Genomic DNA, 10,445 nt, shown 5'->3' with positions numbered 1-10,445 from the left:
GGCTCATAACCTGAAGGTCGCAGGTTCAAATCCTGCCCCCGCAACCAAATCAACGAACAAACCCCGCTGCACACGCCGCGGGGTTTTTTGCGTTCTAACGCTCCAGAAAACCGACCAGATTCCCAGAAACCCAAAGGCACGGGCACAGCTGACATGCGTTGCCCCGTCGCTCAGAGACGCTCCCGGGACGCTGAACCGCGCCTGTCCTCACCAAGCCCCGGACCACCCCGGTAAAGACGCTGAAGCGTCGAAACCATCTCCTCGAAACTCTTGTCCAGCTCAACGCAGCTCCGGCGCGTCGGGACAAGATGCGTCGAACGCCCGCTGCGCACTCGCTCCAGAAATCCAGAAGCCTCAAGCTCAAGGATCTTCCGGTGCGTCGTCGAAAGCGGAAGACCCAACGTCATCGAAAGCGAAGATAGATCGTAAAATCGACCCTCAATCTTCCCCGTGATGATCGTACGAACAATCAAAGCATCCAAAGGACCGCCCCACAAACCAGTCTCAATCGCATAAAAACGGTAGCTGGTGTGCTTTATCTGTCCATCCTTTCGGGCGGGGCGCGTTGGCGCTCAGGGAAGGGGGCGGTTCCCCAGATCGGTTCCGGCGTTCTCAACCGCCGAAAATTGTAAGACAGCCGCACTTGATAGGTGTTCTTGGTCGATACGCATTGCTTCGTGATAGAGGTGAAACGGATATCTGCTCGAAGCGGTGCGGGGCGAAGCTCCGTTGTCCGCAGTAAACTGGTTTGGACAAGCCGCGTTCGGTTCGCCTGAGTTTGATGACGATGCGGGCGCTCTGATCTCCTTGCCGGTTTCCCGCGAGGACGTCGCCATCGTTATTTCGCCCGATCACCTTGCCGCCCTTGCCGAACAAGAGTGCAAAGGCGGGCGTCCGCATATCCGGCTCACAAAGGCCGCGTCTCCCGATCGTCGGGCCCTGCAGACGGCGCGCATGTTTCGGGTTGAGCTGGCGGGCGGCGATGGCGTTAACGACTCTATGTCGATGCACTGCTCACCATGTGCGGCGTCCACGTGTTGCGGAGATACGACGATGCCGCGCGCCCGAAGAAGAGCGCGACCGGCGGGCTTTCGTTTCGCAATGAGAAAAGGATACGGGAGCACCTGGCCGAGAATTTCAGACGCAAGCTCAGTGTAGCTGACCCGGCCGGCGTCTGCGACCTGTCACCGGGGCATTACATCGTCGCGTTCACAAACACGTCTGGTGAGCGCCCGCATCGGCACCTGATCAACCTTCGGCTCGATTATGCCCGGTGTCTTCTCACCGAAGGAGACATGCAGATACCCGGGCAGATACGCGAGATCGCCCGTCTTCCGGGTTTTCATGCCAGAAGCATCTGGCGACGTCGCTCAGAACACACCGGGGCGTGCCCCCCAGGAAACCCAGGTCCGAGCGGTAGCTGTCTTCAGGAACCGTCAGGGTCCTTGCCGGAAATTTTGCTGATGTCGGGCATGTAGCGTTCTGCCAGGCGGAGCTGAACGTCCGCGCCGTCCGTGCTCTGATTGGCGATTGCCGCCACGAGCGCGTCGACAAGCGCGAAGGCTGATGTGGCTGAGTTGGGGAGCAGGCGTCTCTTTGCCTCGGCGAACAGAACCACGTCTGCGTCGCGTGCGACCGGGCTGGTCGGGCTGTCGGTGATGCACAGAATGCGCGCGCCGCGGCGCTTGGCAACACCACACAGCTCCACCGTGTTGGGAGAATAGCGCGGGAACGAGATGAACACGGCGAGATCGTTTTCATTGCAGTGAACCAGCCGCCGATAGGCTGAATTGGCGCCGCCCGTTGCGCCCATCATCGTGACATTGCCGCGGCAGAAGGGCTCCAGCCCGTGTGTCAGCATGCCGGCGATGTAGTAGCTGATGCCGGAACCGAAGGTGAAAATGCGCTGCGCGTTGAGAATAAGCTCGACCGCGTGGCTGCAGCTGGCCTCATCGAGACCGTCGAGCGTGTTCTGCAGATTGTCCAGATCCTGCGTGAGCCCGTTGCGCATGATGTCGATATTGCTCGCATCATCGTCGATTTCTGTGCGCAGTTTCTCCACGGCTGCCATATCCATGCGCAGCGCGTCCATCTGGCTTGCGCGAAACTCGGGAAACCCCTTGAAACCTATGGCCTTGGCGAAGCGATTCGCGGTCGCGTTGGAGACATTGCAGCGCGATGCCAGTTCCACATTGGTCATCATCGCCGCTTCGGCCGGGGAGCGTAGGATAAAGTCCGCAATCCGGCGGTGGCCAAGGCTCAGATCCTGATACGCCCTGCCGATGCGACTGGCCACTTCCGAGTGGTACATCGTGTCCATGTCAGCCCCCTTGACCCTAATGAATTTTCATGTTTTTCATTTCGATGAAAATTTTCTTTCATCGTTTCAGCATATCAGATGCAGAAATTCAATGGAGCGCTTTTGCGCGCATGAACCGGGAGGGTGAACTGGTGAAAATGAAGTCGTTTCTCTTTGCAGGCACGGCAGCCATTCTGGCGTCGGCAACAATGTCGAGCCACGCTGAAGAACTGAAGATCGCGTTGTCCTCGGAGCCCACGGCTGCCGATCCGCACTACCACAATCTGTCGACCAACAACGCGTTCGTTCAGCACATTTTCGAAGCGCTGACGGCGACCGACGCCAACCAGAATGTCGGGCCTTCGCTCGCTGAATCCTGGGAAGGCGTGGACGACAACACCTGGGTTTTCAAGCTGCGTGAGGGTGTGAAGTTCTCCGATGGAAGCGACTTCAATGCCGATGACGTCCTCTTCACCTTCTGCCGCGTTCTGAACAATGAGAACAACGTTTCGGGCTCGTTTGCGCCGGACGTTGAAAACTTCGCCAGCGTCGAGGTCAGCGATCCCTACACGGTGAAGATCACCACCAAGCAGGTCGAGCCGCTTCTGCCGGAACTCCTGTCGCAGATCTACATTCTCAGCGACGGCATTCTCGAGCATGGCGACCTGTCCTTCGACCCGGCCAATGGCTGCGGCGTCACCGGCGAATGGCCGAGCGTCGACAGCTTCAACAATGGTTCCATGACCATCGGCACCGGCCCCTTCGTCCTTGATGATTTCACCAAGGGGTCGAAGATCAAGATGAGCCGCAACGACGCCTATTGGGGTGAGGCTCCGGCCTGGGAAAAGGTCGAGCTCGTGCCCGTTCCCTCCGCAGGTCCGCGTCTGGCAGGCCTTCTCGCCGGCGATTACGACTTCATCGAAAGCCCGGCTGCCCGCGACGTGAAGCAGCTTGGCGAAGAGTTCGGCTACACGGCCAAGCCGTCGAGCCGCGTCATCTTCCTGCAGATGGACGTTGCCCGCGATGACAGCCCGTTCATTGAGGCTGAAGGCGGCAAGAACCCGTTCCAGGACGAGCGCGTTCGCCGCGCCGTTGCGCACGCCATCAACCGCGAAGCGATCGTCGAGCGCATCATGGACGGTTTCGCAGAGCCGGCCAGCCAGTTTGTTCCGTCCGAAATGTTCGGCGCACAGACGGACCCGGTTCCGCTGACCTATGACCCGGAGAAGGCGAAGGCGCTGCTTGCAGAGGCCGGCTATCCCGATGGCTTCAAGGTCACGCTTTCTGCGACCAACGACCGCTACATCAACGACTCGCAGGTGGCTCAGGCCATCGCGCAGTTCCTGACGCGCGTTGGCATCGAGACCGACCTCGACGCGATGACCCGCTCAATCTTCTTCTCCCGCCGCAGCAAGCGTGAGTTCAGCTTCTCCATGGGCGGCTGGGGCTCCACCTCCGGCGGCGCGGCATCCTTCCTGCGCCAGTATGTGACGACCGGCGACAAGGAGCGTGGTGTTGGCGGTTCGAACTATGGCGGCTGGTCCGATCCCGAGTTCGATGCAGTCATTCTCGAAGCCATCGAGACCGTCGATGCCGGGAAGCGCGCAGAGATGCTGCAGCAGGCAGGCCAGATGGCGCTCGACAAGCTGGGCCTGATCCCCGTGCATTTCGAGAGCACGCTGTGGGCCTACCGCGATGGTCTGGCGTTCGATGGCCGCATGGACCAGTACACCATGGCCAAGGACATCCGCCTGGCCAAGTAGCCACTTCACACAGTCTGAACCATCCATCGGCGCGTCTTCGCGCCGATGGTCATTAACGGGCGGGAGCGCTTCCGGTGCTATTGTTTACCCTGCAAAGGATGCTGCAAAGCATCGCTGTTCTTCTTGCCGTGTCGGTTGCGGTGTTTCTTGCCGTCTACGCGGTCGGCGATCCCGTCGAGCTTCTGGTAAATCCCGAAGCCACGCAGCTTGAGCGTGAGGCGATGGTTTCCCGGCTGGGCCTCGATCAGCCCGTCTGGATGCAATATTTCACCTTTCTGTCCAACGCCGTTCAGGGCGATATGGGCACCTCCTTCGTGCATGCCGAACCAGCGCTTCAGCTCATTCTGAGCCGCATGCCGGCAACCTTCGAGCTGGTGTTTCTCGCCATGCTCGTCGCCAGCATCATCGGCATTCCGCTCGGTCTCTATGTGGGGCTGAAAGAGGAAAACCGCATCGCCCGCGCGATCATGACCGGCTCCATTTTCGGCTACTCGATCCCGAGTTTCTGGAAGGGCATGGTCCTCATTCTTTTCTTTGCCGTCTGGCTTCAGTGGCTGCCGGCTTCCGGTCGTGGCGAAACGGTTTCCGTCTTCGGCATTCCGTTCAGCTTCCTCACCGTTGACGGCCTGCGCCATCTGGCCATGCCGGTCATCAACCTGGCCATTCCCAACATCGCGCTGATCACAAGGCTGACGGCCGCCGGCGCTTCCGAAGCGCGCATGCAGGATTACGTGAAATTCGCCCGCGCCAAGGGCGTGCGCGAAAAGCGCATCGTGCGCCGTCACATCCTGCGCAACATTCTCATTCCCATCATCACGGTGCTGGGCGTCGAGTTCGGCTCGCTGATCGCCTTCTCCACGATCACGGAAACCGTGTTCGCATGGCCGGGCATGGGCAAGCTGCTCATCACCAGCATCTACCAGCTCGACCGCCCGGTCGTGGTTGCCTACGTGATGCTCGTCACCTTCATCTTCGTCGTCGTCAATCTGCTGGTCGACTTCACCTACGCGCTGCTCGATCCGCGCGTCAGCCTGTCGGAGCGCATGTCATGAGCGAGATGCAGAACATGTCTTCTCAAACGCGCCCGCCTCTGGCCGACACACCGCAGCGCGCGGCCAATCTGCGCCGCATCAAGCGCCGGCCGAGCGTCAGGAAGGCGCTCCTCCTTCTGGGCATCGTGGTGGCGACGGGGCTTCTCCTGCCCTTCTTCGCGCCGCAGAACCCTTATGACCTCGCGTCGTTCAGCGTCATGGACAACCGCCTGCCGCCCGGCAGCGAGGGCATGAATGGCGAGATCTTCTGGCTGGGCACCGATTCCCAGGGGCGCGACATGCTCTCGGCCATCTTCTATGGCCTGCGCATCAGTCTTCTGGTCGGTCTTGTCGCCACGGCCATCGCGCTCATCATCGGCGTCACGGTGGGTCTTGCGGCCGCTGTGTTCGGCGGTCGGGTCGAAACGCTGCTCATGCGGCTGGTCGACTTCATTCTCGGCTTTCCCACCATTCTGGTGGCGCTGGTGATGCTCGCTGTCATCGGGCGCGGCGTCGACAAGGTCATTCTGGCCATCGTCGTGGTGCAATGGGCGAACTACGCGCGCATCATGCGGTCAGCCGCGCTGGTCGAGCGCAAGAAGGAATATGTCGAGGCTGCCTACAATCTCGGCTATTCGCGCCTGCGCATCATGTTCCGCCACATCATGCCCAACAGCCTGAGCGCCGTGCTCGTCGTGGCGACCATTCAGGTTGCCTCCGCCATCACGCTTGAAGCGACGCTCTCCTTCCTGGGTGTCGGCGTGCCGGTCACCGAGCCTTCGCTCGGGCTTCTGGTCGCCAATGGCTTCGACTTCCTGATGAGCGGCGATTACTGGATCAGCTTCTTTCCGGGCCTTGCCCTTCTGGTGTTGATCTTTTCCCTCAACCTGGCCGGCGACCGCCTGCGCACGGCCCTCGATCCAAAGCGTTCATGATGTCTGATCAGTCTTCATCTCCGTTGCTCGCGGTCGAGAATCTGCGCACCGTGTTTCACTTCGCCGATGGCGCCTATCCCGCCATCGACAGTCTTTCCTTCGAACTCAGGGCCGGTGAGGTTCTGGGGCTTGTGGGCGAATCCGGCTCCGGCAAGTCCGTCGCCGGGTTCTCCCTGATCGGTCTGGTGGATGCGCCCGGCGAGATCGTCTCCGGCGAGGTCCGCTTCAAGGGACGTGATCTGCGCAAGCTGAGCGACGAGGAGCTGCGCCGCGTGCGTGGCAAATCCGTCTCCATGATCTTTCAGGATCCGCTGACCACGCTCAATCCCGTGCTCACCATCGGCGAGCAGATGATGGAGGCGATCAGCGAGCACGAAACCGTCGATCCGGCCGCCGCGCGCCAGCGCTGCATCGATACGCTCACCAAGGTGGGCATCACCTCGCCGCAAACGCGTGTCGACCAGTTTCCGCACGAGCTTTCCGGCGGCATGCGCCAGCGCGTCGCCATCGCCACGGCGTTGCTCAACCAGCCCGAACTGATCATCGCGGACGAGCCGACCACCGCGCTCGACGTCACCATTCAGGGCCAGATCCTGGCCGAGATGCAGACGCTGCAGAAGGAAACCGGGACGGCGCTCATCTGGATCACGCATGATCTGGGCGTGGTTTCGGAACTGGCTGACCGCATTGCCGTGATGTATGCGGGCGGCATTGTCGAGATCGGGCAGGTGGATGACGTGCTCGATACGCCCCGCCATCCCTATACGCTTGGCCTGCTCAACTCCGTTCCCGGCGACACGCCACGCGGCGAGGCGCTGCGCCAGATCGAGGGCGCGGCCCCGTCGCTCACGGCAAGGCCGCTCGGCTGTCCCTTCCATCCCCGCTGTTTCCGCGCCAGCGATCTGTGTCGCACCGAGGAGCCGCCGCTGGCGGAGGCCGGCGATCACAGCTGGCGCTGTCACCATCCGCTTGATCCGGAGAAGACGCCATGAGCCCGCGCAACGACATCACGAGCGCTCCGGACAGGGACGAAGACGCGATCCTCGAGGTTCGCAGGCTCTCCCGCCGCTTTTCGCGCAAGCCCGTACTGGCCGAGCAGCTTCTCGGTCTGGTTGGAAAAGCGCCGGAAATTCCGGTTCTCACGGCCGTCAAGTCGCTCGATCTGACCGTGCGGCGTGGTGAGGTTCTGGGCCTTGTCGGCGAGTCCGGCTGCGGCAAGTCCACGCTTGGCCGCATGATGACGGGCATCAACCCGCCATCGGAAGGCGAGATCCTCTACAATGGCAAGGGCACGGATGAGATGAGCCGTCAGGAACGGCTCGCCTATACGCTCGCCGTGCAGATGGTCTTTCAGGACCCGTATGCGTCGCTCAACCCGCGACAGACGGTCGGCGAGATCCTTTCCGAGCCGCTGCGCGTGCACAATCGATGCAAGAACCGGGCGGAAATCAGCGAACGTGTCGATGCGGCGCTCAATGAGGTTGGGCTCGACCCGTCCTATAGGGATCGCTATCCGCATCAGTTCTCCGGTGGTCAGCGTCAGCGCATCGGCATTGCACGCGCCCTGATTGTCGATCCCGAATTTCTGGTCTGCGACGAGCCCATTGCCGCGCTCGACGTGTCCATTCAGGCGCAGGTCATCAACCTGTTCCTGGAGCTGCGGGCGCAGCGTGCGCTGACCTATCTCTTCATCAGCCATGACCTGTCGGTCGTCTGGCACATCGCCGACCGGGTTGCGATCATGTATCTGGGCGAGATCGTCGAACTCGCGCCGACAACGGAGCTGTTCGACAGCCCGGCCCATCCCTACACACAGACGCTGCTAGCCGAGATCCCCTCGGTGAAGCGCCGTCGCCGCGCCTTCCAGCCGGTCAAGGGCGAGCTGCCTTCGCCGCTCAACCCGCCATCCGGCTGCACCTTCCATCCCCGCTGCCCCATGGCCACCGAACGGTGCCGCAGCGAACGCCCGATCAGCCGGACGATCGCGCCGGGCCGCACGGTCGCCTGTCATCTGCACGAACCTTCTTGAGGACTTCATGGAACTGCAACGCCTGCTCGACGGCAATGGCTCCAACGCCCTGCCTTTCATCTTCTCTGGTCAGCCGGAAAAGACCGTCATCCTGAACACCTACAAGGCTGCCGGATATGAGCCGGGAAAGCCGGTCGTGTTCGTCCAGCACGGCATGCTGCGCAATGGTGACGACTATCGCGATTTCTGGATTGCGGCTGCCGACAGGCATGATCTCCTGATCGTTGCTCCGACCTTCCCGAATGGCGATTTTCCCGAGCCGGAAAACTACAACAACGGCATGGTTCTCGATGCCGAGGGAAAGCCGACCCCGCGTGAAAGCTGGATCTACCGCGCTCCGGCGCTGATCGCCGAGGCCCTTGAAGAGGCCGGCGTCATGAAGGGCGTGAAGCCGAAGATTTTCGGTCACTCCGCCGGTGGTCAGTTCCTGCACCGCATGGTGTCTCTGTTCGGCATGGGGCCGTTCGAGGCCGTCGGCGCGGCCAATGCCGGCTGGTATTCTCTCCCCGATCTGGAAGCGAATTTCCCCGCCGGTCTTGGCGGTCTGGGCTACGGGCAGCAGGATCTGGTGGCGCTGCTCGCCACGCCGCTGCACATCATGGCCGGTCTGAACGACTGCGAGTCCAACGCCGACAACCTGCCGACCCAGCCCGAGGCCATCGCCCAGGGGCCGGGACGTCTTCACCGCGCCCGCAATTACTTTGCCAGGGGCAAGGCGAAGGCTGAAGAGCTGGGCGTCCCGTTCAACTGGCAGATGACCGAGGTTCCCGGCGTCGCTCACGATGGCTGCGCCATGTCGGTTGCCGCTGCCGGTCTCTGGTTCGAAGGCGCTCTGCCGGCCGGCGACCAGCTCGGCGCTGGCACCGGTGGCTTCAACGCCTGACGCATATGTGGCCCATCCCGGCCACGACCATCATTCGACGCACGATCATTCATCCCACAAGGAGAGCCAAAAATGAAGAACAGCGATGAGATCTGGGATCTCGTTGATGCAAAGAAGGCCGGTTTCGAGGCGTTGAGCGATCGTGTCTGGGGCATGCCGGAAATCGCCTACACCGAGTACCGCTCCTGCGCCGAGCACACCGCCATGCTGCGCGAGCAGGGGTTCCGGGTGGTTGAGGACGTTGCCGGCATTCCCACCGCCGTCATGGGCGAGGCAGGCGAGGGCGGTCCGGTCATCGCCATCCTCGGCGAATATGATGCGCTTCCGGGCCTGAGCCAGGAGGCCGGCATCGCCGAGCCGCGTCCCCTGCCGGGCAGTGGCCATGGCCACGGTTGTGGTCACAACCTGCTTGGCAGCGCCGCACTTCTGGCCGCCACGGCAATCAAGGACTGGCTGGAAGAGACCGGCCGTCCGGGCCGCGTGCGCTATTATGGCTGCCCGGCGGAAGAGGGGGGCGCTGCGAAGAGCTTCATGGCGCGCGCCGGCGCGTTCGAAGATGTCGATGCGGCCATCACCTGGCACCCGGCGTCCTTCACCCGTGTTGACGAGGCCATGTCGCTGGCCAACACGCGCATGGACTTCGCGTTCACGGGCCGTTCGTCCCACGCTGCCGCCGCACCGCATCTGGGCCGCAGCGCGCTCGATGCCGTCGAGCTCATGAGCGTCGGCGTCAATTACCTGCGTGAGCATGTGCCGGCCGACAGCCGCATCCACTACGCGCTGCTCGATGCCGGCGGCATCGCGCCCAACGTGGTGCAGGCAAAAGCCAAGGTTCGTTATGCGATCCGGTCCACCAGCCTGCCGGGCATGTTCGCTCTCAATGAGCGCGTGCAGAAGGTGGCGCGCGGCGCGGCGATGATGACCGAAACGAAGGTCGACATCTCCATCATGAGTGCGGTGGCCAATCTGCTTGGCAACACGCCGCTCGAAGAAGCCATGCAGCGTCAGATGGACCGTCTCGGGCCCGTCGCCTTTGACGATGAGGATCGCGCTTTTGCCGCCAAGATTCAGGACACGCTGTCGGACGAGGATATTCACAACGACTATCTTCGCATCGGCCTGCCGGTGAAAGAGAACACGCCGCTGTGCGATTGCGTGGTGCCGCGCGATCTCGAGGGCGTGCCGATGATCGGCTCCACCGATGTGGGCGATGTGAGCTGGGTGGTTCCCACCGTTCAGGCGCGTGTCGCGACCCATGCCATCGGCACGCCGGGGCACTCCTGGCAGATCACCGCGCAGGGCAAAATGCCCGCAGCCCACAAGGGCATGGTCTACGCCGCAAAGGTGATGGCGGGAACCGCGCTCGATTTGATCGGCGACGCCGATCTGCTGGCAAAGGCCAGGGAAGACCACGCCGCCCGCACGGCCGCGACGCCCTACACCTGTCCGATCCCGGAAGATGTGCAGCCGCCGCTGCAACCGCGCCCGGCGGATATCTGATCGTG

The 10,445-nt window shown here is 62.3% G+C and carries 8 protein-coding genes; 7 read left to right on the top strand and 1 reads right to left on the bottom strand.

Annotated features, from left to right (window positions below):
• Positions 1-1,426: 1,426 nt before the first annotated feature.
• Positions 1,427-2,320: a MurR/RpiR family transcriptional regulator gene (locus ACRTG1_RS10025; RefSeq protein WP_432516197.1), complete on the bottom strand. Its 894-nt coding sequence runs from the start codon at positions 2,318-2,320 to the stop codon at positions 1,427-1,429.
• A gap of 110 nt (positions 2,321-2,430) precedes the next feature.
• On the opposite strand from ACRTG1_RS10025, the gene ACRTG1_RS10020 reads away from it, so the two are divergent.
• The 7 genes from ACRTG1_RS10020 to ACRTG1_RS09990 all read left to right on the top strand — a co-directional run bounded on the left by ACRTG1_RS10020 (position 2,431) and on the right by ACRTG1_RS09990 (position 10,440).
• Positions 2,431-4,062 (top strand): ABC transporter substrate-binding protein, encoded by a 1,632-nt coding sequence (locus ACRTG1_RS10020; protein WP_432516196.1) that lies wholly within the window; start codon positions 2,431-2,433, stop codon positions 4,060-4,062.
• Positions 4,063-4,136: 74 nt separating this feature from the next.
• Positions 4,137-5,114: an ABC transporter permease gene (locus ACRTG1_RS10015; protein ID WP_113153095.1), complete on the top strand. Its 978-nt coding sequence runs from the start codon at positions 4,137-4,139 to the stop codon at positions 5,112-5,114.
• 5 nt (positions 5,115-5,119) lie between these two features.
• Positions 5,120-6,028 (top strand): ABC transporter permease, encoded by a 909-nt coding sequence (locus ACRTG1_RS10010; protein ID WP_394374065.1) that lies wholly within the window; start codon positions 5,120-5,122, stop codon positions 6,026-6,028.
• Positions 6,028-7,020: an ABC transporter ATP-binding protein gene (locus ACRTG1_RS10005; RefSeq protein WP_317088726.1), complete on the top strand. Its 993-nt coding sequence runs from the start codon at positions 6,028-6,030 to the stop codon at positions 7,018-7,020. Before ACRTG1_RS10010 ends, ACRTG1_RS10005 begins: the two co-directional genes overlap by 1 nt.
• A complete protein-coding gene (locus ACRTG1_RS10000; RefSeq protein ID WP_206544298.1) occupies positions 7,017-8,057 on the top strand; it encodes an ABC transporter ATP-binding protein in 1,041 nt (346 codons plus the stop codon). The genes ACRTG1_RS10005 and ACRTG1_RS10000 overlap by 4 nt, the downstream gene beginning before the upstream one ends.
• A 7-nt stretch (positions 8,058-8,064) precedes the next feature.
• Positions 8,065-8,940 (top strand): alpha/beta hydrolase, encoded by an 876-nt coding sequence (locus ACRTG1_RS09995; protein ID WP_224873341.1) that lies wholly within the window; start codon positions 8,065-8,067, stop codon positions 8,938-8,940.
• A gap of 72 nt (positions 8,941-9,012) precedes the next feature.
• The gene (locus tag ACRTG1_RS09990; RefSeq protein WP_432516195.1) at positions 9,013-10,440 is read left to right on the top strand and encodes a M20 family metallopeptidase; all 1,428 of its coding nucleotides are present in this window, start codon (positions 9,013-9,015) and stop codon (positions 10,438-10,440) included.
• Positions 10,441-10,445: the final 5 nt, after the last annotated feature.

This window comes from Nitratireductor sp. PBL-C9 (genome assembly GCF_050877045.1).
In the GTDB taxonomy this organism is placed as follows: Bacteria; Pseudomonadota; Alphaproteobacteria; order Rhizobiales; family Rhizobiaceae; genus Nitratireductor; species Nitratireductor aquimarinus.
This window is presented reverse-complemented; position numbering and strand designations above follow the sequence as displayed.